We start from the raw sequence: 23,801 nt of genomic DNA on the forward strand, positions 1-23,801 counted from the left end.
CGTCGGATCAGAGGGCGTCTTCGCCCATCTCTCCGGTCCGGATGCGAATCGCCTGGGCGATGTCGGATACGAAGATCTTGCCGTCGCCGATCTTGTCGGTCTTGGCGGCGTCGATGATGGCCGTGACGGCAGCGTCCACGAGCGTGTCCGAGAGCACGACTTCGATCTTCACCTTCGGCAGAAAGTCGACCACGTATTCGGCTCCGCGATAGAGCTCGGTGTGGCCCTTCTGACGACCGAAACCCTTTACCTCGACGACTGAAAGGCCTTGAACCCCAACTTCCTGCAGGGCTTCCTTAACTTCGTCGAGTTTGAACGGCTTGATGATCGCCTCGATCTTCTTCATCGACCGACTCTCCCTTGTCTCCGGCGTTAGGCGCGTGAGACCATCATTCACAAGGTGCCACAATTGACCAGCCCCACCGGTCTTGGCCGCCGAGGGGGTTTCCGGGCGGTGAGCCGTGGAAACGGGCATGTTGCACACCAAATAAGCAGTTTTGAATCGGAGTCTTCGGACACATGCCCGAGTTACTGACAGCCGCGCAAATGCGTGCACGCGAAGAAACCGCAATGAAAAACGGTGCCGTCACGGGCGCCGCCCTGATGGAACGTGCGGGGCGGGGCGCGGTCGAGGCGACGGTCCGGACATGGCCCGATCTGGCGGGCGGCGGGCACCATGCCGTGGTCCTCTGCGGGCCCGGCAACAACGGCGGCGACGGCTACGTCGTGGCGCGCCGGCTGGCCGACCTCGGCTGGACTGTCGAGGTCTTCGGCATGGGCGACCCGCAGAAGGCATCGCCCGATGCGCGGCTCATGCGTCAGCTTTGGGAGGCGTGCGGCCCTGTCGGACAGCTGTCTGACGCCGGGCACGGCACGCGGCCCGATCTGCTGGTCGATGCGTTGTTCGGCACGGGGCTCGGCCGGGCGATCCCGGCGGAAACTGTGACCGCCGTCGCGGCGGTGAAGGCGCGGTCGGGCGCGCGCGCCTGTCGGGTCGTCGCGCTCGATTGCGTCTCCGGCCTCGATTGCGACAGCGGCCGGATGCTGTTGCCGGACGGTGCCGCGCCCGACGCGATGGCCGCCGACCTTACGGTGACCTTCCACGCGGCCAAGCGCGGACATTACCTCGGGCAGCCGCAGTCCCGGTCGCTCGAGGTGGTGGATATCGGCCTCGACCATGCGGAGGACGATCCCCGGCAGCGCCCGGCGCCGGGGCTGCTGCGGCGTATCGAACCGGGGAGGCTGGCGCCCGCGGCGTGGCTCGGATCGGTGCTGCCGGTGGCGCCGGGTGCGCATAAGTATGACCGGGGCCATGTGCTTGTGCTCGGCGGGGGCTGCGGCAAGGGCGGGGCCGGGCGGCTGGCCGCACGGGCGGCGCTGCGGATCGGCGCGGGGCTGGTGACGCTCGCCGTACCGCCGTCTGCTTTGCAGGAGAATGCGGCGCGGCTCGACGCAATCATGCTGACCTCGATGAAGGGCCCGGAGGGGCTTGCGGACATCCTGTCGGACAGTCGTCTGAGTTGTGTCGCGCTCGGCCCCGGCCTCGGCGTCGGAGAGGCGACGCGCGAGATGGTCCGGCAGGTGGCGGGGGCAGACCGCGCGACCGTGCTCGACGCCGACGCGCTGTCGAGCTTTTCCGACGATCCGGACGCCTTGTTCGGCCTGCTCCATGCGCGGTGCGTGCTGACCCCCCACGAAGGCGAATTCGCGCGCCTATTCCCCGATCTGGCCGAAAAGGATCGGTCCGTCTCGAAAGTCGACGCGGCCGCGGAGGCCGCCCGTCGGAGCGGGGCGACCGTGCTGCTCAAGGGGCCGGACACGGTGATCGCCAGTCCGGACGGCGCAGTCTCGGTCAATGCCGCGTTCTACGGGCGCGAGGCGCCGTGGCTCGGCACGGCCGGCGCAGGAGACGTGCTGACTGGCATGATCGCGGGGCTGATGGGCAATGGGCGGGCTGATCCCCACCTCGCGGCGAGTGCGGGGGCCTGGCTGCATGTGGAGGCCGCGCGCTACGTAGGTCCGGGGCTGATCTCGGAGGATCTTCCGGACGCGCTGCCGGGGCTGTTCCGGTCGCTGGGTCTATAGAGCGGCGGACGCCGCTCGCCTTTGGCGTCGCCCCGCCCGCCGTCCCGCGAACTCGGTCGGGTGTCCGGAAACGAGAAACGCCGCCCGATAAGGGCGGCGCTGTCTGCTGTGGAGAGGCGGGGGCTCAGCCGGCCGAGGCGACCTCGAGACCGTTGGCGTAGAGAATATGTTGCTGGTCGAAGACGAGGTCGTAGACGCGGACCATCTTCTTCTCGCCCTCGGCGATGAATTCACCGTCGATCAGGCGACGGACCGGCACGAGGGCCGACTTGGAGCCGAACATCGCTTCGGCGCGCCAGTCGCGGATATGGACCATTGCGCCAGGGGGAAGGATCATGTCCTCGTCCGGGCGGGAGTGGCCGAGCGAGCCGGCCTTCACGCGGACCGCCATCACCTCGACCTCGGTCACGCGGACGTCGCGGAGAACGGCCACGCCGGTATCGCGGGTGATGATCCGGTCGCCGACCGTGAGGTGGTCGACAGGCATCTCGCCGTCCATGGTCATCACGGTCGTTCCGGCGAACAGGCCGGAAATATCCGCACTGGAGAATTGGTCGATGAGACCGGCGCCGAGGGCGCGCGACTGCGTATCCAGGTCCATGGCGAGTTTCCCGCTCTTGGTATGTGTCTGCCTCTTATTGACGCCACAATATGTCAAAAAAGAGTTCACGTCATGCCATTTGCGGGGCCTGTTCGGGGCTCGATTCGTCAGAACTTCGCCACATTTGACTTGAACGATGCCGCAACACGCGCGAGAGGGTGCGTGATGCGGGTGTGGCGGAACTGGTAGACGCACCAGATTTAGGTTCTGGCGCCTTTGGCGTGGAGGTTCGAGTCCTCTCACCCGCACCACTTTGAAATGATTTGAGAATTTTCGGATTTCGGGATTTTTCCGCGAACGGCCTAGTGCGGGTTTCCCAATTCGATTCCCAGGTTCATGCTCCGCTCCCGTTCTGTTCTCGACGATTCTGCCCGGCTCGGCTGAGGCGCTTCTGGTTCGCAGCGGCTCTATTTTTCTGCACCATCGCGAGCGTCTTCTGTCCCGTGACCGCCTGGACCTCGCTGTCCCTGCATCCCGCCTCGGCGGGCGCGACGGCGGCGTTGTAGCGCCAACCATGGATCACGTAGTCGGTCGCCCAAGGTCGCGTCATGTCAGCCACGTTTATTTTCCACATCGTTCAACGGCAAACGTGAACCTGCGCTGTCTCGTGGATGCCGCCCCCGAACTTCCTCGCTGAGAATGGGGCTAAAAAACCGCCCCGAGGCGGCTGTTGAACGACGCGGAACTCCGCAATCGTGGAAGCGTTTGTTCCCAAAGGGGAGACCGACGTGACTGACTTCCACACCCGCTTGCTCACCAAGCCAATCTGGAATTGGGCCAAGCAATCGCTCCCGACATTGTCCGAAACGGAACGCGAGGCGCTCAACGCGGGTGAGGTCTGGTGGGAAGCAGAATTGTTCTCGGGAAATCCCGACTGGTCCAAACTGCACGACGTGGTGGACCCGAAGATGTCGGACGAAGAACAGGCGTTCTTCGATGGACCCGTCACCGATCTCTGCCAGATGATCGACGATTGGAAGATCAATCACGAGGACGGCGACCTGCCTCCGGAAGTCTGGGATTTCCTTCGCGAGAACAAGTTCTTCGGAATGATTATCGCCAAGGACCACGGCGGCCTCGGGTTCTCGGCCTTCGCCCATTCCGAGATCGTACGCTTCATCTCCACACGCTCCGTCGCCGCCGCGGTGACAGTCATGGTCCCCAATTCGCTTGGCCCCGGCGAATTGCTACACCAGTTCGGCACCGAGGATCAGAAGCATCACTGGCTCCCCCGCCTCGCTGACGGGCGCGAGTTGCCGGCCTTCGGACTGACCAGCGACGAGGCGGGCTCTGATGCCGGTGCTATGGTCGATGACGGGGTGGTCTGCCGGGGTGACTGGCATGGCGAAGAGGTGCTGGGCATCCGCCTCAACTGGGCCAAGCGCTATATCACCCTTTCGCCGGTCTGCACCGTCCTCGGGATTGCCTTCAAACTGAGGGATCCGGACGGGCTGATCGGCGACACGCCCGATATTGGCATAACCTGCGCCCTTGTCCCCACGGACTTGCCCGGAGTTGAAACCGGGCGGCGGCATATCCCGTCATCCACCATGTTCATGAACGGGCCGACGACCGGCACAGATGTCTTCATTCCCCTCGATCACATCATCGGCGGGCAGGACTATGCCGGCAAGGGCTGGATGATGTTGATGAGTGCGCTGGCCGCCGGGCGTGGCATCTCGCTGCCCTCGATGGGCTGTGCGGCCATCGCCCTGTCCGCCCACACGACCGGCGCCTATGCCCGCATTCGTGAGCAGTTCGGCCTGCCCATCGGCAAGTTCGGCGGCGTGCAGGAACGGCTTGGCCGGCTCGCGGCGGATGCCTACTCGATGGATGCCGCGCGACGGTTGACCTGCGCGGGGCTGGACGAGGGCAGGGCGCTTTCGGTCGTTTCGGCCATCATGAAGGCGCACGCTACCTTCCGGATGCGGGAGGCCATCGACGACGCGATGGATGTCCATTCGGGCAAGGCGGTGATCGACGGGCCCAAGAACTACTTGTTGCCACTCTACCGCGCGGTGCCCATCGGGATCACCGTCGAGGGGGCCAACATCGTCACCCGCAGCCTTATCATCTTTGGCCAGGGCGGAATCCGGGCGCATCCCTACATGCTGGACCACATGCTGGCCCTGCAGGAAGGGGACCCCCACAAATCGCTGGCGATGTTCGACAAGTCTTTCTGGGCCCATGTCGGGCACAGCACGCGGACGCTGTTCCGCAGCTGGGGCCGCGGCCTGACTGGCGGGAGGTTCGCTCCGGCGCCCGACGCGGGCGCGGCAACGCCGATCTACCGCAAGCTGTCGCGCTGGTCCGCGGCCTACGCGCTCACGGCCGATTTGCTGTTCCTGAGCCTCGGCGGCGCGCTTAAGCGCAAGGAGATGATCTCCGGACGGATGGGCGACATCCTGTCCGAGATGTACATCCTTTCGGCGGCACTCAAGCGGTGGGAAGACGAGGGTAGGCAGGAGGCGGACCTGCCTGTGCTCCGGTACGTCGCCGCCGATGCGTTTCACAATATCCAGACCGCGCTCGACGAGGTCGTGACAAATATGCCCGCACGTTGGGCGGCCTGGATCCTGCGGCTGTTCGCCATGCCCGGACGGACCGAGCGCAAGCCGGACGACCGCACTGTCGAGGGCTGCAGCGACATCCTCTACGATGCCGGCGAAGCCCGGACCCGCGTGACCGGGCGCATTGCCGGCGGCTGCAACCGTGACGGGGTCGAACTTCTGGACGCCTGCTTCGCCAAGGTGACCGAGATGGCCCCCGTCATGAAACGCCTGCGCGAGGCGGACAAGGCCCCGGAGGAGGCGCTGGAACTTGGTCTGCTCTCCGAGGCGGAGATGGACGGGATCGAGGTGATGCAGCGCCTGCGCGACGCGGTCATCGCGGTCGACGACTACTCGCCCGAGGCCTTTGCAGCGCTCTTTCGCTCCAAAACGATGCCCGCCCATTCTGGTCAGGAGGCCGCCGAATGACGCACCCAAACGGTCAGCGCGTGTTCCTCGTCGACGGCGCGCGTACCCCCTTCCTCAAGGCGAAGTCCGGCCCCGGTCCGTTCACGCCGGTCGACCTGGCCGTTCAGTGCGGGCGGCCATTGCTGGCGCGGCAACCATTCGACAAGGCGGCGATCGACCTTGTCATTCTTGGCTGCGTCAACGTCATCGCGGAGGAGATGAACCCCGCCCGGGTCGCCGGACTGCGGCTCGGCCTGCCGGAGTCGACGGTGGGGTTCTCTGTCCAGATCAACTGCGGTTCGGGCATGCAGAGCATCGACACGGCTTATCGCTATATCCGTGACGGCAGTCACCAGATGATCCTCGCCGGCGGGGCGGAGGCGTTGAGCCATGCGCCCCTGACCTTGCGCCAGTCGGCCGTCGAATGGTTCGGCCGGATGAGCGCGGCGAAGGGACCGATGGAACAGGCCAGACTGATGGCCGGGATCAAGCCGGATTTCTTCAAGCCCGTCGTCGGACTCGAGCGCGGCCTGACCGACCCGATCACCACGCTCAGCATGGGCCAGACCGCCGAAGTGCTGGCCCACCGCTTTGGCATCGACCGCAAGTCAGCGGATGCCTACGCCATGGAGAGCCATCACCGCTTGGCCGCTGCCCAGTCCGAGGGGCGCTTGGCCGATGAGCTCATGCCCGCCTTCGACTTGGACGGCACCGTCTACGACCACGATGACGGCCTGAGGCCCGACAGCGACATGGCGGGGCTAGCCAAGCCCAAACCAGTGTTCGAGCGCCCCTATGGCAAGGTCACCGCCGGCAACTCCAGCCAGATCACCGACGGCGCCAGCTGGTGCATCCTCGCTTCCGAGCGCGCGATCGAGGCGCATGGGCTGCAGCCGATCGCCGAGATCACCGACAGCGAGTGGGCGGGCCTCGACCCGTCGATCATGGGTCTGGGGCCAGTGCTGGCCTCCACCCCCATCGCACAGCGGCACGGGCTCTCGGTCGAGGACATCGACCTGTGGGAGCTGAACGAGGCCTTCGCCGCACAGGTCCTGTCCTGTCTTGCCGCTTGGAACGATGAGGATTTCTGCCGCGAGGTCCTTGGCATGGACGGTGCCTTCGGCCGTATCGACCGGGACCGACTGAACGTCGATGGCGGGGCGATCTCGCTTGGCCATCCTGTCGGCACCAGTGGCAATCGGATCGTTCTGCATCTCGCCAACGCGATGAAGTCCCGCGGTGCCAAGCGAGGCATCGCGACAGAATGCATCGGCGGTGGGCTTGGCGGCGCGATGCTGCTGGAGGCTGTGTGATGACCGGACATGTTCTTGAATTCCTGGGTGAAACCAAGCTCGAGCTGGGGCCCGTCGGCGACGTGCAAGGGAACTGGCGCACGGGCAGGGACGACGCGAATATCCTCTGGCTGGTCCTCGACAAGGCGGACAGCAGCGTCAACACGATTTCCGAAGAGGTGATCCGCGAACTTCGCGACCACGTCGCCGCAGCGGAGGCGGACAAGCCCGCCGCCGTCGTCATCCGTTCGGCCAAGAAGGCTGGCTTCGCCGCCGGGGCCGACATCACCTCGTTCGACAGGATGTCCGACGATGGCGCTGCGGACCTGCTGCGGCAGGGGCACGATGTGCTCGACCGGATCGAGGCGCTGACCTGTCCGACCATCTGCGTCGTGCACGGCTCGGCGCTCGGCGCGGGGTTCGAACTCGCGCTGGCCTGCGACTACCGGATTGCCGTTTCGGGTGCGTCTTTCGGATTTCCGGAGGTTCAGCTTGGCCTGCACCCGGGCCTAGGAGGCACCTTCCGACTGCCGGCGCTTATCGGTCCGACCGACGCGATGACGATGATGCTGACCGGCAAGACCGCGCATACCAAGCGGGCGAAGTCCCAAGGCATCGTCGATGCAGTCGTCGAAGAGCGGCACGTGGGTGCGGCAGTGGCCGCCGCGGCAAAGGGCGAGATCGAGCGCCAGTCTCCCGGCCTGTCGTCCCGTGCCTTCGGACTTGGACAGGCGCGCAGCCTCGCCGCACGTCAGATGCGCAGCAGGACCGAGGAAAAGGCCCCGAAGGACCATTATCCCGCGCCCTACGCCCTGATTGACCTTTGGGAAGACCATGGCGACGACCGGGCTGCGATGCAGTCGGGCGAGATCGACAGCTTCGCCGCCCTTCTGAAGACCGAGACTTCGAAGAACCTCCGGCGCGTGTTCTTCCTGCGCCAGGCGCTCAAGGACGCGGGGCGGGGCGATGACGGCATCGACCATGTCCACGTCATCGGCGCTGGCGAGATGGGAGCCGAGATCGCTGCGATGGCCGCGATCAAAGGCAAATGGGTGACACTGGGCGACGTCGAGACATCGCCGCTCGGCAAGGCGATGAAGACCGCCGCCGGGATTTGCAGAGACAAGCACCTGACCGGGCCCGAGACGCGCGATGCCCTCGACCGGCTGATGCCGGACCCGAACGGCTATGGCCTTGCCCGCGCCGATCTGGTGATCGAGGCCGCGAGCGAAGCGCAGGAGGTGAAGGAAAAGATCTTCACCGGCCTCAAGGACAAGCTGAAAGAGGGCGCTATCCTCGCGACCAATACCTCGAGCCTGTCCATCGAGCTCCTCTCCAAGGCCGCGCCGGATGCGACGCGCTTTGCCGGCCTGCATTTCTTCAACCCGGTATCGAAGATCGACCTTGTCGAGGTCGTGCGTGGGCCGGAGACAAGCGACGATACTGCCGGACGGCTGGCTGCCTATTGCGGCGCGACAGGCAAGCTGTCCGCGCCGATCGGCGATTATCCGGGCTTCGTGGTGAACCGGGCTCTGGTGCCCTACATGCTGGAAGCGATGGTGCTGATGGACGAAGGGGTCTCCAAGGAGCTCATCGACACGGCCGCCCTGCGCTTCGGAATGCCGATGGGACCAGTGACGCTGGCCGATCAGGTCGGGCTCGACATCGGGCTGCACGTCGCCGAAAGCCTGCAGCGAAGCCTCGACAAGCCCATGCCGCCGATCAGCGACGACCTGCGCCGGCGGGTCGAAGCGGGCAACCTCGGCAAGAAGACGGGGCAGGGGTTCTACGACTGGTCGGACGGCATGCCGCACCCCGACGCGGATCTCGACGATGCACCGGACGACCTGACCGACCGGCTGATCCTGCCGATGCTGAACGCCTGTGCCGAGGTGCTGCGCGAGGGTGTGGCGAGGGATGCCGATCAGCTGGACGGCGCGATGATCTTCGCGACCGGCTGGGCGCCGTTCCGTGGTGGGCCGATGCACTATGCCAAGACCCGCGGTGTCGAGGCTATCACCGCCGCGCTGAAGAAGCTGGAAGAGGCCCACGGGCCGCGGTTCGCGCCCGACCCGGGATGGTCCGACATTGGCTGACGGGCCGGTCGTCTACACCGATGCCGACACTATGGCGCGGGATATATTCAAGGCGACGGACGGCGAAGTGCGGCTGGCTCTGCCACTTGGCCTGGGCAAGCCGATCACGCTCGTAAACGCGCTGGTGCGCTTGGCGGCATCCGACCGCGCGTTGTCACTCAGTATCTTCACGGCCCTCACGCTGCGTCGCCCCGAGCCATCGAGCGACATGGAACAGAGGTTCCTCGGTCCCGCGCTCGATCGGCTCTTCGGGTCGTCGCCGCCGCTCCTTTATGCGCAGATGATCTCCGAAGGCAGGCTGCCGGACAATATCGAGGTCTCGGAGTTCTTCTTTCAGGGCGGAAGCTGGCTCGGCAACGACTACGCGCAGCGGCACTACATTTCCGCCAATTACACTCACGCCCGTGACGTGCTGATCGCGCAGCGTCCGAATTTGCTGGCGCAGTTGATGCCCCGTCAGGGTGAGCGGTTCAGCATGTCCTGCAACACCGACATTTCCGCCGACCTGTTCGCCATGAGGGCCGCCGGCACGCTCGACTTCATCGCGGTGGCCGAGCTGAATGACGCGCTTCCCTTCATGGAGGGACCGGCGACCATTGGGGAAGATGAGCTGGCAATGGTGCTGGAGCCGGTCGAACAGGTCGACCTCTTCTCCGTGCCCAAGCGCCCGGTGACGCGGGCTCAGCATGCCATCGCGGCGCACGTCTCTCGCCTCGTTCCCGACGGCGGGACTCTGCAGATCGGTATAGGCGGGATCGGCGACGCCGTGGCACACGCGCTCATCCGCCGCGACAAGGGCGAGATGGATCCGATCTGGGGCGATGCCCCGATGCCCCTGCAGGGCCATGAGACCGGCTCCTTCGAAACCGGCCTGTATGCCGTATCCGAGATGCTCGTAAGCGGTTTGGTTGCCCTGTTCGATGCCGGCGTGGTGCGGCGCGAAGTGGACGGAGCCTGCATCCACGCCGGCTTCTTTGTCGATGCTCGGGACATGTATCGCCGTCTGCGGGACATGCCAGCCGAGCGGCGGGCGAAGATCGAGATGATGCCGGTCAGTTTTACCAATGCGCTCTACGGGGACGAGTCTGCAAAACGTGCCGCCCGGCGTGACGCAAGGTTTGTGAACGGTGCCATGCAGGTCAGCCTGCTCGGGGACGCGATGTCGGACTCGGCCTCTCCGGGTCATGTGGTCAGCGGGGTGGGCGGGCAGCTCAATTTCTTCGAACAGGCCTTGGCGCTGGACGGGGCACACTCCGTCCTGACCCTTCCGGCAACGCGTGAGAGCAATGGCAAGCTGAACTCTAATATCGTCTGGCAACTGACTGCGACGACGGTGCCGCGTCACATGCGGGACATCGTGGTGACGGAATACGGCGTCGCATTTCTGCGCGGCCAGTCGGATGAGGAGGTCATTAAGCGGCTCGTGTGCATTGCCGACAGCAGGTTCCAGCCGGACCTCCTGAAGCGGGCGAAGTCCGAAGGAAAGCTCTCCCGCAATTGGCAGGTTCCGGAAAGGCACTCATCCAACACACCCGACATGCTGGTGCGCTGGCTTGAACCGCACAAGCAGACCCTTCCGGATTTTCCATTCGGAACGGACTTCACTCAGCTTGAGCAGGACCTATTGCCGGCTCTTGCGCGGCTCAGATCGGCGGCTGCGGACAAAAAGAAGCTGGCCGCGCTGATATGGGTCTCCTTCACCGGGCGCCCCCATCCGAACGAAGCCCGCTTAATAAAGAGGATGGGTTTTCCTGGCACGCAGCGTGTTCTCGAATCCCCGGTCACCCGGGCCCTTCGCGGGGCCCTGCGATCGACTGTCTAGGGCCAGACTGCCAACGTACTGGACGATGATGTGACGGATGGCAAACTTCCAAACCCAATCTGGAGTAACCGTCACACAGCCACAGGTAATTCGTCGCTGTTCTAGTCGCCTGCTGGGAGCCGGTGCGTCGCTGCGGTTCAAAGACCACTGAAAGTAGTCTCCCGGCTTCGGGAGACACTCGCTAGATGGTACCATGGCCGAACATCAAATTTGGGCGGGGAGCGGTCGTCCGCTGCGTCGGCGACTAGCGGGTAGAGTATGGGAGATCATTTGGCTGGGTCGGCAATTTGCCGGAGCGCTTCGGCATCCCGCCGGGGTGGCGCGCCGAATAGGCGTTTGTACTCCCGTGAGAACTGCGAGCTACTTTCGTAGCCGACGGCGTAAGCAACAGCTGCCGCCTCGGCCTGCTCGGAAACGAGCCTGCGGCGCGCTTCGTGCAGACGTAATTGTTTCTGGTACTGCAGGGGGCTCACACCTGTGACTGTCTTGAAGCGCCGGTGGAACACTGAAACACTCATTCCCGCCACGGCAGCCATGGCACTGACGCTCAGCTTTTCAGAATGGAACTGCCGAATCCATGCCATGGCGCGCCGAATATGCGACAGCCGGGAGTCGACCGAAGCAATCTGGCGCAGTAGGCTGCCCTGCCGTCCCATCAGCAAGCGCAGCATCAGTTCACGCTCCAGATGGGGCGCCATGACAGGGGCCTCTTCGGTGCGATCGAGCAGATCGGCGAGGCGGCGCCACGCTTCGAGCATGGAGGGGGCGGCGGTCGAGACATTGTATCCCGACTCGAGCGGATTGTTCGGCAACTCGTTCACATCGAGGAGGAGCGCTGAGATGATGGCGGGATCGAGCAAAAGGTTCAGAGACAGGAAGGGTTCTTCCGGCGTTGCCTCGCAGACCTGGCCCATTGCGGTGACTTCGGCGACGACTACCATGCATTCGCCCGGACCGTACGAGAAGACAGAATCTCCAATGAAAGTGCGTTTGCGCCCCTGGAGCACCAAGCAGACGACTGGCTCATAGATAAGGCCTGCGGCGTCAGTAGGATTGTCGATGCGGTAAAGATGGAGCCTGGGAAGCAAAGGATTCTGCAGGCCGGCGTGGCGCAAAACTATGGGTTTCATGGCGCATATCTCTGACATTCCGCCATCACAGAATACATGCGTGGAAATATCAAGCTTACAGCAGGATCAGGCAATCATCCGAGGGCAACAGGCATCCGGAAACGCCCTGCGCCAGCATAGGTGGGAGCTATACAAAAAGAAGACGAAGGAACCTGTCATGATTTTCTACGACGCTGACAACCCAACACCCAATGTGATGCCGGTGCGCATGTTCCTGCATGAGCGAGGCGGATTGGACGTTGAGACTCGGGTTGTCCGGTTGGCCGCACTGGAGAACCGTATGCGGGAATACCGCAAGACCGTGAATGCGAGAGGCGAGGTTCCGGCTCTACGCAGCAAGGACGGTCATGTCGTCACCGAATCCATTGCGATTTGCGAGTACCTTGATGAGGTGGCATCGGGCGGAAGATCGCTTGTCGGGGAAACGGCAGGTGAGCGTGCTACAGTTCGCATGTGGACCCGGCGAGTCGATCTGGAGATTGCCCAACCGGTAGTCGCCTGGTGGCGTGGAAGTGCCGATGCAGAGGATCTCTACATGGGCTTCCGCACGCTGGCTCCTGAGGGCCAGCGCTATCACCGGCTGCTTGCCGACCAAGGGATGAACAGGCTGAACGAGGAGATCGAGGGCCGGGACTATATCTGCGGCGATAGGATGATGCTCGCCGACATCATCCTGTTTAGCTGCATGTTCACGATGTCCTTTACGGGATCATGGATAAACAATCCGAACCGGATCCATCTTGCCGCCTGGTTCGCCCGGATGCATTCGTCGGCGTCAGCCCGGGCCGCCTTGGAATCGGTTGCTGACAGCACGTGAGCCGGAACGTCCGCGCCGCTTTCGGAGCAACTTTTTCGGACCGCCTCACGCGGTCCGAGTTCCGGTACCATCTACAATCCGCGCACCGGCGCTCTGGAGTGCCCCATCAGGTGGTCCAGTTTGAATGTTAATGCATGGTCGGCCTTTGGTCTAACGGGGCGATGCTCTTCGGCGCTGGCGGCCGGTATCCCAAAGCGCTGTGCGGTCTGACTGTTTTGTAGTGGCGCCGCCAACGTTCGGTAAGGATCGGGGCTTCGCGCAGCTTCAGCAGGACCAGACCGAGCGCCGATTGCCTGAGCGATGTTTTCAAGAACAGTGCGTCATCGGCTGGATGCCGTCTAGCGACGTCCTGCTCCGCCAGAAGGCCGGCCGATCAGATGGGCTGGAACGGCTGGAAGTTGAGGCCGCTCCTCATGGCCTCGAAACCGGCTCCGGCTTATGTTCGCCGCCAGTACCGTGATTGCCCTCTTCTGACAGATCGCAAGGATGTCTGAGTCGACCTTGCTTGGCTACCTTGAGTGCGGCCGCCTTCGGCCGTACTGGTATCGTTTTCCGTTGCCCGGCCGCGGGACGTCGGCGACGCCTTGGCTGCCCCGGCCCGGCGTGAGGCGCCAGCCGAGGGCGGCGCGCGCCTCGGGGCAAAGCCAGCGGCGGAGCCTGTGGTCAGCTCTTTCGCAGTGTCTCCATGGCTGCCTGGACGCCGCCGGGCCGAAAATGCACACCCGCATCGGCTAGGCCCATCTCCACCCCCGACAATGCCCCCAGAAGCGTCAGCTCGTTGCACTGGCCTAGGTGGCCGATGCGGAAGATGCGCCCCTTGACCCGTGACAGGCCTTGGCCGAGCGACAGGTTGTAGCGGTCGAGGATCAGCGTGCGCACCGCGTCGGAATCCACGCCCTCGGGCATCACCACCCCGGTCAGCACAGAGGAGTGGGCGGCTTCGTTCCCGCACTGGATTTCGAGCCCCCAGGCGGTGACGGCGGCGCGCGTCGCGGCGGCGAGCCGGTCGTGGCGGGCGAAGACTTGGTCGAAGCCTTCTTCGCGCAGCAGGTCGAGCGATTCAGCCAGCCCGTAGAGCAGGTTGGTCGCCGGGGTATAGGGGAAGAAACCGCCCGGGTTGGTTGCCAGCATCGCCCCCCAGTCCCAGTAGGAGCGGCGGGTCTTGCTGGTTTCGGCGGCCTCCACCGCACGAGGGGAGAGCGCGACCAGTCCTAGGCCCGGCGGCAGCATCAGCCCCTTCTGGGAGCAGCTCACCGTGACATCCACGCCCCAGTCGTCATGGTGGTAGGGCAGGGAGCCGAGTGACGAGATCGCGTCAACCATGAGCATCGCGGGGTGGGATTCGGCGTCGATCGCCTTCCGGATCGCGGCCACGGGGCTGACCACGCCGGTCGAGGTTTCGTTGTGGACCACCATGACCGCTTTGATCTCGTGGCCCGTGTCGGCGGCTAGGCGTTCCCGGATCTCGTCGGGCTCGGCCCAGTCGCGCCAGTCGCCGGGAATCATTTCGACTTCGACGCCCCAAGATTCGGCGAGCGCGCGCCAGAGATTCGCGAAGTGGCCGGTCTCGGCCATCAGCACCCTGTCGCCCGAAGAGAGCGTGTTGGCGACGGCCGACTCCCATGCGCCGGTGCCAGAGGAGGGGAAGATGAGCACCGGGTGGCGGGTGCCGAAGACCTCGCGTGCGCCGTCGAGTACCTTGCGGCCCAGCTCGGCGAATTCGACGCTGCGGTGGTCGATCACCTGGGCGCCGATGGCCGCGCGGACCCGGTCGGGAACGGGGCTGGGGCCAGGAATATGGAGGAAGTGTTGTCCGACTCGGTGGGTCATTGGGCCCCTGAATGTCTACTTTTCTGATTGTGCTCAGGACATTTTGCATTCATTTTTGGGAAGCACAACGTTTTTCGGGCGTTGATAATGGTGTAAGCAGGGTCAGCCGGAAAGGGAGAGGCGGATGGAAGACGGGATTCCTGGCGCAGGGGCAGAGGCGGAGCCGCAAGCTGCGGGCCTTAAGCCGCTTTCGGGCAGTGCTGCCTCGCTGCACGAGGAAATCCTGACGAGCGTCCGCGGCTACCTGCTCGAGGGCAGTCTGCCCGAAGGGGCCCGCATCCCCGAACGGCTGCTCTGCGAGCAGATGGGCGTGTCGCGCACCCCCTTGCGTGAGGCACTCAAGGTGCTGGCGTCGGAAGGATTGGTCGAACTACTGCCGAACCGAGGGGCACGCGTAAGGTCTTATGATAAGGATGATATTCGCGAGTTGTTCGAGGTCATGGGTGGGCTCGAGGCGCTCGCGGGGCGCTTGGCCTGCGCCGGGATCACCGATGCCGAGGTCGGCGAGATCGAGCGGCTGCATTATGACATGTACTCCTGCTACATGCGGCGCGACCTGCCGGCCTATTTTGATCTGAACCAGAAGATCCACGGCGCGATCGTGGCGGCCGCCCGCAACGAGCTGCTGGCCGCGACTCACGCCAATTTCGCCAGCCGCATCCAGCGTGTGCGCTACAACGCTAACCGCGAAAACCACCGGGATCGCTGGGGCGAAGCCATGCGCGAGCACGAACAAATGCTGGATGCGCTTCAGCGTCGGTCTGGATCGGAGCTTGCCGATATCATGTATGCCCATCTGCAGAACAAGCGGGCGGCGGCGATGCGCTATCTGGATGAAGGGTCAGAGGCCTGAAATTCGGCCGTTCTTGAGAATTTACGTGTGGGGCCAATGAAGATGGGCGTGCCCGGTGGGCGCGCCTTTTCGCGTTGCGCCCAAAATGCGTGCGACTGCTGCGTGTTGGGCAGCAAAAGCGGCTGACCTTGTCGATCGCATGAAAAACGCACTTGAACTGAATGCAAAATTTGGCATCCTGAATTCCGAGTTGAATGCTGAGGTGCGGGATGACGACATCGGCGATCGTGATCGGAGCAGGGGTGATTGGCGCCTCCGTGGCGTTTCGCCTGGCTCAGGCCGGTGTGCGTGTCACCCTCGTCGAAGCTGGCCGGATCGGCGCGGGCACCTCGCTCTGCAGCTTCGCCTGGGTCAGTGCCTGCGAGCGGGTCGCCTCGGACGACTACTACCGCCTGAGCCTTGCCGCCGTGCGCGCCCACCGTGCCACGGTCGAGGAATTCGGCGACCGCGGCACCTGGCATGTCCGCCCTGGCGTCATCCAGTGGCGCGCGGCCGAGTGGGAAGACCCCGCCCTTGCCGACAAGCCCGTCGATCGCAAGCTCGAGCGGCTGCAGGAGCTCGGCTACCCGGCCGAGGCGTTGACGCCCGAGGAGCTGCGCAAGCTCGAGCCCGAGCTGGCCGAGGATGCGATCACCGAAAGCGACTTCGCGATTCATTACCCCGACGACGGCTATGTGGAGGCGTCGGTCTACATCGGCGAACTGTTCGACCGGGCCGTGCGGCGCCATGGGCTGGTCATCCGCACCGGCACGCCGGTGGCCGAGGTTCTGCTAGAAGGCGGTCAGGTGCGCGGCGTGCGCACCGCCGCGGGTGAGCGGATCGAGGCGGATGTCGTAGTGAACTGCGCCGGTCGCTGGTCGTCCGATATCGTTGGCCACGAAGAGCTTCAGGTGCCACTGGCGCCGACCGTCGGCCTGATCGCCTACACCCCCTCGCTGCCCACGACGATCCGCAAGGTGCTGCGCACCCCGGGCCTGAACGTGCGGACCGACGGGGCGGGGCGGCTCCTACTCCGCGCCAACGACCTCGACGCCCATGTGGGTGAGCATGACGCGCCGACCCCCGATCATCCGGTCGCGCAAAAGTTGGTCGAACGACTCTGGGCGCTGGCCCCCGCGCTCCAAGGCGTGCCGGTCGAGGCCGTACGGATCGCCGTGCGCCCGATCCCGAAAGGTGGGCTGCCCTGCGTCGGGCCGATCCCGGGTGTGGCGAACTATTGGGTCGCCGTGACCCACGGCGGCATTAACACCGCTGCATTCATCGGCACCGCTCTGCGCGACGAAATCCTCGATGGCCGCCCGGTAGAAGAATACGCGCCATTTCGCCCGGCGCGGTTTTTTGAGGGGGCGGCTCCATGAATGATCCGCTGCTTCAGGTTGAAGACCTACGCCTGACCTTCACCAAGGGCGAGGTGCCTCACATCATCGACGGCGTCTCCTTCGAGGTCCAGGCGGGCGAGACACTCTGCATCGTCGGCGAGTCCGGCTGTGGCAAGAGCGTAACGTCCATGGCGCTCATGGGCCTGTTGCCGACACCACCCGCGCGCATCGTCTCGGGCCGCGCGACCTTTGAAGGCGAAGACCTTTTCGCCATGACCGAGGCGCGGCGCACGAACCTGCGCGGCAACCGGCTGGCGATGATCTTCCAAGAGCCGATGTCCTCGCTCAACCCGTCCTTTACTATCGGTCACCAAATCATCGAGGGCATCCGCCGGCATCGTAACTTCTCCAAACCCGAGGCAAAGGCCCGCGCTATCGAGGTGCTGCGAATGGTGCGTATCCCCGCGCCTGAAAGAAGGATGGCAGCCTATCCGAGCCAGCTCTCGGGCGGCATGCGCCAGCGAGTGATGATCGCCATGGCGCTGGCCAACGAACCGCGCCTACTGATCGCGGACGAGCCGACCACTGCGCTCGACGTGACTATCCAGGCGCAGATCCTGAACCTCGTGAAGACGCTTCAGGTTGAGACCGGGACGGCGATGATCCTGATCACCCACGATCTTTCGGTGGTGGCCGAGGTCGCCGACCGGGTGGCCGTCATGTACGCCGGCAAGATTGTGGAAAGCGGCACGGTCGACCAGATCTTTGCCGATCCTCAGCATCCCTACACAATTGGCCTGTTCGGCTCGGTCCCCTCTTTGGGCCGGCGGGCCGGGAGGCTGGCGACGATCGAGGGCTCCGTGCCCCCCCTCGACCACATGCCCAAAGGCTGCCGCTTCGCCACCCGCTGCCCCTTTGCCGACGCGCGCTGCCACAGGGAGGCGCCGCCCGTGATCATACCTGAGCCTGGCCACATGGCGGCGTGCTGGTACGCCCCCTTGGAAGACAAGGTGGCCGCGGCATGAGTGGGATTACGGAAGAGAAGGATGCCCCGATCCTAGAGGCGCGCGACTTGGTGAAGGTCTTCGGCAAGCCGCAGGGGCTGCTGAACCGCAACCCGCAGGTCCAAGCGGTCTCCGGCGTGTCCTTGTCGATCCGCCGGGGCGAGACCTTCGCCATCGTCGGCGAGAGCGGCTGCGGCAAGTCCACTTTGGGCCGGCTGCTGCTGCGCCTCCTCGAGCCGACCTCGGGCGAGGTGCATTTCGAGGGGCGCAACATCTCTGAGGTTCCGTCGGACAAGCTGCGAAGTCTGCGACGCGACCTGCAGATCGTTTTCCAGGACCCCTTCGCCTCGCTCAACCCGCGCATGACCGTGGGCCAGATCGTGGCCGAGCCGATCCGCCTGCACGGCCTGGCCAAGGGCAGGGCGGTGCGCGACAAGGTGGACGAGTTGCTGCGCACCGTGGGTCTGCGCCCCGACTTCGCCGACCGCTACCCGCACGAGTTCTCGGGCGGCCAGCGCCAGCGGATCGGGATCGCCCGTGCGCTCGCCTCTGGCCCGAAGCTGATCGTGGGCGATGAGCCGGTCTCGGCGCTGGATGTGTCGATTCAGGCGCAGGTGGTCAACCTGCTGGAGGAACTGAAGGAAAAGCTGGGGCTCACACTGGTGATCGTGGCTCACGACCTGGCCGTAATTCGCCACATGAGCGACCGGGTGGCGGTGATGTATTTAGGCCAGACTGTCGAGGTGGCCGAGGTCGACGCGCTCTACGAGGCGCCGCTGCACCCCTACACCCGCGCGCTACTCGGCGCGATCCCGGTTTCCTCGCCCACTGCGCGGCGCGTGCGCGAGCCCCTGGGCGGCGACGTGCCAAGCCCCACCGCGCCGCCGCCGGGTTGCCGATTCCACACCCGCTGCCCCCACGCGCGGACTCCCTGCCGGGAAACCGCGCCCGAGCTCGAGACGGTTCAGGGCGACCGACAGGTGGCCTGCCACTTCTGGCGCGAGATCGCCGCGGAACAGGGCGGCGCACTGGCAGCCGCCACGCCCCACAGCCCCGCGCTCGCCCGCCGGCTCGAGCTTTTCCGCAGCCGCCAAGCAGGCCCTTAGACACGAATAACAACCAGAAAACACACAGCAAAACCAACCGGGAGTGTTCACATGACACACAGACTTCTTTCCACCACGGGCCTCGGCTTGCTGGCGTCCACGCTGCTGGCGTCGGCAGTCGCGGCACAGGACATCACCATCGCGCTTCAGGATGACCCGGACGTGCTCGACCCCCACCGCGGCAACAGCTACGTCGGCCGCCTCGTGTTCAATTCGCTTTGCGACAAGCTCGTGGACACGGACGAAAACCTGAACATCGTACCGCGCATAGCGACGGAGTGGTCCTGGAACGACGACAACACCGTGCTCACCATGCAGCTGCGCGAGGACGCGGTGTTCCATGATGGCGAGCCCATCAACGCCGACGCGGTAGTCGCTAACCTCGACCGCGCGATCAATCTGCCCGAAAGCCAGCGCTCGGGCGAGCTTGCCTCGGTCACCGGTTACGAGGCCACGGGCGAGTTCACGGTCGAGATCACCCTCGAAGGCCCCGACGCCACTTTCCTCAGCCAGATTTCCGACCGGGCCGGCATGCTCGTGTCGCCCGCAAGCTTTGACACCGAAGCCTCGGGGGCCGCGGTCTGCTCGGGTCCCTACAGCTTCGTCGAGCGGATCCAGAATGACCGCATCGTGCTAGAGAAGTTCGAGGACCACTGGGACGCCGACAACTATCACTTCGACACGGTGACCTATCAGCCAATCCCCGACACAACAGTGCGGCTCGCCAACCTGCAGGCTGGTGACATCGACTTCATGGAGCGGCCAGCTCCGTCGGACAAGGAAACCATCGACGCCGACGAGGACCTGGTGTTCGAGATGATCCCGGGCCTTGGCTACTACGGCATCGTGTTCAACTCGGCCAACGGCGAGCGGTCAGAAAGCCCAATCAACTCGGACCCGCGGCTGCGCCGCGCCTTCGAGCTGACGCTCGACCGCGAGGTCATCAACCAGGTCGTGGGGCTCGGCATCTATTCGCCCGCTTACCAGCCCTTCGCCCCGGCGAGCTTCGCCTACAACCCCGAGTTTGACGGCGGTGGTCGTGACGTCGAGGCCGCGCGCGAGCTGATGGCGGAAGCCGGCCACGAGACCGTGTCCTTCGAGATCACCTACGCCAACAACTCGCTCATGCAGCAGCTGTTCGAGCTGGTGCAGGCGATGTCGGCCGAGGCGGGCTTCGAGGTGACCTTGCGTCCGGTCGAATTCGCCGCCTACCTGTCCGAGCGCGAGGCCGGCAACTTCGACGCCGCCCAAACCGGCGCGTCGGGCCGGGTCGACCCGGACGGTAACTTCTACCGCTATCTGGGCTGCGAAGCCGCCGCCAACCCGGGCCGGTTCTGCCACCCGGAGATGGAAGAGGCGATGCTTGCCGCCCGCACCGTCACCAACGACGAAGAGCGCAAGGCCTACTACGATCAGGCGCAAGAGGTGCTGCACGCGGAAATCCCGACGATCTACCTCTACTACACGCCGAACTACTACGCTTACACCGCCGACCTTGAAGGCTTTGTGCCTTACCCGGACGGTGTGATCCGGCTGGCCGGCGTGACGCTGAACGAAGAGTGATGAAACCCCGGGACGGCGGTGCCCTACCGCCGTCCCGCACCTGACCTGAAGATCGCCAAAGTGCTGACCCTCATACTCCGCCGAACGCTCGAAGCGATCCCGACGCTGATCCTGGTGTCGATCATCGTGTTCGGCCTGCAACGTATGTTGCCCGGCGACCCGATCCTGACGCTTGCCGCCGAGAACCCCGACCCGGAGGTGATCGCCTACCTGCGCGAGAAGTACCGGCTCGACCAGCCGATCCCGATCCAGTACTTCGCCTGGGTTAGCCAGGTGCTTCAGGGCGATTTTGGCATCTCGATCCGCACCGAGCTGCCGGTGGCTGAGATGATCCTCCAGAAGCTGCCGATCACCATCCAGCTGGCCACCATGGCGATCGCCATGGCCATGCTGATCGGCATCCCCACGGGCATCATCGCCGCGGTGCGCAAGAATTCTCCGCTCGACTACGCCGCCAACGTCGTGGCGCTGTCGGGCATGTCCATTCCGAACTTCTGGTTCGGGATCCTGTTGATCATGACCTTCTCGGTCTGGCTCGGCTGGCTCCCGGCCTCGGGCTACGTGCCCATAGACGAAAGCTTCTGGCTATCCGTGCGGGCGATGCTCATGCCCGCCTTCGTGCTCGCCACCGCCGTCTCCGCCTACCTGATGCGTCACACGCGCTCCGCCATGCTGGGCGTGCTCAGCTCGGACTACGTGCGTACGGCGCGCGCCAAGGGCCTGCTAAGCCGCTCCGTCGTTTTGAAGCACGCGCTGCGCAACGCGCTGATGCCGATCGTCACGATCTCGACCCTCCTGTTTGGGGAGTTGCTGGCCGGCGCCGTCCTGACTGAGCAGATCTTCACCATCCCCGGCTTCGGCAAGCTGATCGTCGACGCCGTCTTCACCCGCGACTACGCGGTGGTGCAGGGGGTCGTGCTGGTTACGGCGGCCGGCTTCATCTTGGTCAACCTGCTGGCCGACGTCCTCTACATCCTGATCAACCCGCGCCTGAGGCATTCGCGATGACCGACGCGATCCAAACTGCTCCCGCACGTCCCGGCGAAGAGGTGATCTCGCCGCGCCGCCGGTTCCGCGCGTTCTCCAAGATCACCCGCAGCGGGCCGGCCTTGGCTGGGCTGGCTCTGGTGAGCTTCTTCGTCCTGATCGCGCTCTTCGCGCCATGGCTCGCTCCGCAGGACCCGTTCGCCTCGTCCTTCACGGCGATCCGCAACCCGCCTTCGGCCGAGCATTGGCTCGGCACCGACGAGGTCGGGCGCGACATTCTCAGCCGCCTGATTTTGGGCGCCCGCGCTTCGCTGCTTGCGGGCGTCGTCTCGGTCGGCATTGCGGTGGCCATCGGAGTACCGCTGGGGCTGCTGGCGGGCTATTTCGGCGGCTGGACCGACGGCATCATCTCGCGCCTGACCGAGGCGCTCCTGTCGATCCCCTCGCTGATCCTGGCCATCGCGCTCGCCGCGACGCTCGGACCTAGCCTGACCAACGCCATGCTCGCCATCGGCATCGCAGCCACGCCGATCTTCATCCGCCTCACACGGGGCCAGGTGATGGCCGTGAAGACCGAGGATTACGTGGACGGCGCCCGCGCCATCGGCCTGCCGCATAGCCTGATCTTGTGGCGCTACATCCTGCCCAACGTCGCCCCGCCACTGGTGGTGCAGGCGACGATCACCGTGGCGACCGCGATCATCGCCGAGGCCAGCCTGTCGTTTCTCGGCCTCGGCCAGCAGCCGCCGAACCCCTCATGGGGCTCGATGCTTAACAGCGCCAAGAACTACATGATGCACGCCCCCTTCATGTCGATCTTCCCGGGCACCGCGATCTTCTTGGTGGTGCTGGGCTTCAACATGCTGGGCGATGGCCTGCGCGACGCGCTTGACCCGCGCGAAACCTGATCCGGACGACCCAAAGAATGCAAAGGACCATCTCATGAGCGACCGCGTCACTGACCTGCTGTCGACCCGAATGGACGCCATAGTCTCGCGCCTCAGCGATTACGTCGCCTGTCAGAGCGTCAGCGCTGACCCCGCCTTCGAACCGGGAATGGAGTCCGCGCGGCAGTTCCTGGAAACGCGCCTTGCCGAAATCGGGCTCGACAATGTCCAGCGTCTCGACGGCGGCGGCCACCCGGCCGTCTACGCCGACTGGCTGCACGCGCCGGGCAAGCCGACACTCATCGTCTACGGACATTACGATGTGCAGCCTCCCGATCCGCTGGACGAGTGGCAGACCGAGCCCTTCACTCTTACCGAAAAGGACGGTCGCCTTTACGGACGCGGAGCTTCGGACAACAAGGGCTCCTCCACCATCGCGTTGGAATCCCTCGCCGGATATCTCGAGGTCGAGGGTGGCTTTCCGTTCAACCTCCGCTGCCTGTTCGAGGGTGAGGAAGAGGTCGGGGCTGCCACTTTGCCAGTGATCTTCGAGCGCTACCGCGACCTGCTGCGGGGCGACCTCGTGCTCTCGGCGGACGGCGGGCGCAACGGCTTCTGGCCGGCGATCAACGTGGGCTGCCGGGGGGTGACGGCGCTCGAGGTCACTCTAAAAACCTCCGCCGTGCGTGACCTGCACTCGGGCCGCTACGGCGGTGTGACGCGCAACGCGCTGCACGACATGACCGCACTGCTCGCCTCGCTCCACGACGACGAGGGGCGGGTTAGTGTCGGCGGCTTCTTGCCCGACGCCGCGCTGCCGACCGAGGAGGCCCGCCGCCACGTGGCCGAGCTGGGTCTGGACGAGGACGAGCTATTCGCCAGCTTCGGCGGTACGCCCCATGGCTGGCCCGGATACAGCGCGATCGAGCGGCTGATGCTGCTGCCCACGCTGGAAATCAACGGCATGTGGGGCGGCTACATCGGGCCCGGCGGCAAGACCGTGATCCCCAACGCCGCCCATGCGAAGGTCACTCTGCGCCTCGTCCCCGGCCTCAGCCCCGCCGATGCCCGCAAGGCCGTGGTCGACCACCTCCAAGCCCATGCGCCCGAAGGTACGACGGTTAGCGTGTCCGCTGAGAGCGGCGGTGCCCCGGCCTACAACCTGGGCGAGGACAGCCCCCTGGTGATCGCCGCCGACCGGGTCCTGCGCGAGGTGACGGGTGAGACCCCAGTGCGGGTGCGTAGCGGCGGCACCTCTCCGATCACAGCGACGATCCGCGAGAAGCTTGGTATCGACACGCTGATGTTCGGCTTCAGCCTGCCCGCCGACGGTGTCCACGCCCCCAACGAATCCTACGCGATCCAGAGTATCCGCGAAGGCATCGTCTGTTGGCCGAAGATGCTGACCGAGCTGGGTCGGATTTGGGACGCAAAGACCAATTGAAGAAAGAT

At 65.0% G+C, this 23,801-nt stretch carries 18 protein-coding genes, 1 tRNA gene and 1 pseudogene; 15 read left to right on the forward strand and 5 right to left on the reverse strand.

Annotated elements, in window-relative coordinates:
* Window positions 1-7 precede the first annotated feature (7 nt).
* Entirely contained in the window at window positions 8-346 is a 339-nt protein-coding gene (locus I8N54_RS06865; RefSeq protein WP_140193266.1) for a P-II family nitrogen regulator, read from the reverse strand.
* Window positions 347-546: 200 nt separating this feature from the next.
* On the opposite strand from I8N54_RS06865, the gene I8N54_RS06870 reads away from it, so the two are divergent.
* A complete protein-coding gene (locus I8N54_RS06870) occupies window positions 547-2,085 on the forward strand; it encodes an NAD(P)H-hydrate dehydratase (protein ID WP_408635356.1) in 1,539 nt (512 codons plus the stop codon).
* A gap of 124 nt (window positions 2,086-2,209) precedes the next feature.
* Here the strand turns inward: I8N54_RS06870 and I8N54_RS06875 are convergent, their stop codons facing one another.
* Entirely contained in the window at window positions 2,210-2,686 is a 477-nt protein-coding gene (locus I8N54_RS06875) for a Hint domain-containing protein (protein ID WP_140193264.1), read from the reverse strand.
* Window positions 2,687-2,853: 167 nt separating this feature from the next.
* Between I8N54_RS06875 and I8N54_RS06880 the strand changes: the two genes are divergently transcribed.
* From I8N54_RS06880 to I8N54_RS06905, 5 genes are all read left to right on the forward strand, one after another.
* Window positions 2,854-2,937: transfer RNA gene (locus I8N54_RS06880), tRNA-Leu, on the forward strand.
* A gap of 477 nt (window positions 2,938-3,414) precedes the next feature.
* A complete protein-coding gene (locus I8N54_RS06890; RefSeq protein ID WP_140193262.1) occupies window positions 3,415-5,664 on the forward strand; it encodes an acyl-CoA dehydrogenase in 2,250 nt (749 codons plus the stop codon).
* Window positions 5,661-6,956 carry an acetyl-CoA C-acetyltransferase gene (locus I8N54_RS06895; RefSeq protein WP_140193261.1) on the forward strand — a complete coding sequence of 432 codons (1,296 nt, stop codon included), beginning with the start codon at window positions 5,661-5,663 and terminating at the stop codon, window positions 6,954-6,956. Before I8N54_RS06890 ends, I8N54_RS06895 begins: the two co-directional genes overlap by 4 nt.
* Entirely contained in the window at window positions 6,956-9,031 is a 2,076-nt protein-coding gene (locus tag I8N54_RS06900) for a 3-hydroxyacyl-CoA dehydrogenase NAD-binding domain-containing protein (RefSeq protein ID WP_140193260.1), read from the forward strand. Before I8N54_RS06895 ends, I8N54_RS06900 begins: the two co-directional genes overlap by 1 nt.
* The gene (locus I8N54_RS06905; RefSeq protein ID WP_231592434.1) at window positions 9,024-10,853 is read left to right on the forward strand and encodes an acetyl-CoA hydrolase/transferase C-terminal domain-containing protein; all 1,830 of its coding nucleotides are present in this window, start codon (window positions 9,024-9,026) and stop codon (window positions 10,851-10,853) included. The genes I8N54_RS06900 and I8N54_RS06905 overlap by 8 nt, the downstream gene beginning before the upstream one ends.
* 266 nt (window positions 10,854-11,119) lie before the next feature.
* On the opposite strand, the gene I8N54_RS06910 is transcribed toward I8N54_RS06905, so the two are convergent.
* A complete protein-coding gene (locus tag I8N54_RS06910; RefSeq protein WP_231592432.1) occupies window positions 11,120-11,983 on the reverse strand; it encodes an AraC family transcriptional regulator in 864 nt (287 codons plus the stop codon).
* Window positions 11,984-12,140: 157 nt separating this feature from the next.
* On the opposite strand from I8N54_RS06910, the gene I8N54_RS06915 reads away from it, so the two are divergent.
* Entirely contained in the window at window positions 12,141-12,800 is a 660-nt protein-coding gene (locus tag I8N54_RS06915) for a glutathione S-transferase family protein (protein WP_197097476.1), read from the forward strand.
* Between the two features lie 127 nt (window positions 12,801-12,927).
* On the opposite strand, the pseudogene I8N54_RS06920 reads toward I8N54_RS06915, so the two are convergent.
* Together I8N54_RS06920 and I8N54_RS06925 are read right to left on the reverse strand one after the other, a co-directional pair.
* Window positions 12,928-13,080: pseudogene (locus I8N54_RS06920) on the reverse strand (integrase core domain-containing protein); the annotation flags it as partial.
* Window positions 13,081-13,463: 383 nt separating this feature from the next.
* Window positions 13,464-14,630, reverse strand: coding sequence for a pyridoxal-phosphate-dependent aminotransferase family protein (locus I8N54_RS06925; RefSeq protein ID WP_140193257.1), 1,167 nt, complete (start codon window positions 14,628-14,630; stop codon window positions 13,464-13,466).
* 124 nt (window positions 14,631-14,754) lie between these two features.
* Between I8N54_RS06925 and I8N54_RS06930 the strand changes: the two genes are divergently transcribed.
* The 8 genes from I8N54_RS06930 to I8N54_RS06965 all read left to right on the forward strand — a co-directional run bounded on the left by I8N54_RS06930 (window position 14,755) and on the right by I8N54_RS06965 (window position 23,793).
* The gene (locus tag I8N54_RS06930) at window positions 14,755-15,483 is read left to right on the forward strand and encodes a GntR family transcriptional regulator (protein ID WP_140193256.1); all 729 of its coding nucleotides are present in this window, start codon (window positions 14,755-14,757) and stop codon (window positions 15,481-15,483) included.
* Window positions 15,484-15,692: 209 nt separating this feature from the next.
* Window positions 15,693-16,841, forward strand: coding sequence for an NAD(P)/FAD-dependent oxidoreductase (locus tag I8N54_RS06935; protein ID WP_197097475.1), 1,149 nt, complete (start codon window positions 15,693-15,695; stop codon window positions 16,839-16,841).
* Window positions 16,838-17,827, forward strand: a complete 990-nt coding sequence (locus I8N54_RS06940; RefSeq protein ID WP_140193254.1) for an ABC transporter ATP-binding protein — start codon at window positions 16,838-16,840, stop codon at window positions 17,825-17,827. Before I8N54_RS06935 ends, I8N54_RS06940 begins: the two co-directional genes overlap by 4 nt.
* A complete protein-coding gene (locus tag I8N54_RS06945; protein WP_140193253.1) occupies window positions 17,824-18,912 on the forward strand; it encodes an ABC transporter ATP-binding protein in 1,089 nt (362 codons plus the stop codon). Before I8N54_RS06940 ends, I8N54_RS06945 begins: the two co-directional genes overlap by 4 nt.
* A gap of 51 nt (window positions 18,913-18,963) precedes the next feature.
* Window positions 18,964-20,475 (forward strand): ABC transporter substrate-binding protein, encoded by a 1,512-nt coding sequence (locus tag I8N54_RS06950; protein WP_140193252.1) that lies wholly within the window; start codon window positions 18,964-18,966, stop codon window positions 20,473-20,475.
* A gap of 18 nt (window positions 20,476-20,493) precedes the next feature.
* Window positions 20,494-21,483: an ABC transporter permease gene (locus I8N54_RS06955; protein WP_232790443.1), complete on the forward strand. Its 990-nt coding sequence runs from the start codon at window positions 20,494-20,496 to the stop codon at window positions 21,481-21,483.
* A complete protein-coding gene (locus I8N54_RS06960; protein ID WP_140193250.1) occupies window positions 21,480-22,370 on the forward strand; it encodes an ABC transporter permease in 891 nt (296 codons plus the stop codon). Before I8N54_RS06955 ends, I8N54_RS06960 begins: the two co-directional genes overlap by 4 nt.
* 34 nt (window positions 22,371-22,404) lie before the next feature.
* A complete protein-coding gene (locus tag I8N54_RS06965) occupies window positions 22,405-23,793 on the forward strand; it encodes a M20/M25/M40 family metallo-hydrolase (RefSeq protein ID WP_140193249.1) in 1,389 nt (462 codons plus the stop codon).
* Window positions 23,794-23,801: the final 8 nt, after the last annotated feature.

Source organism: Pelagovum pacificum, assembly GCF_016134045.1.
Taxonomy (GTDB): domain Bacteria; phylum Pseudomonadota; class Alphaproteobacteria; order Rhodobacterales; family Rhodobacteraceae; genus Oceanicola; species Oceanicola pacificus_A.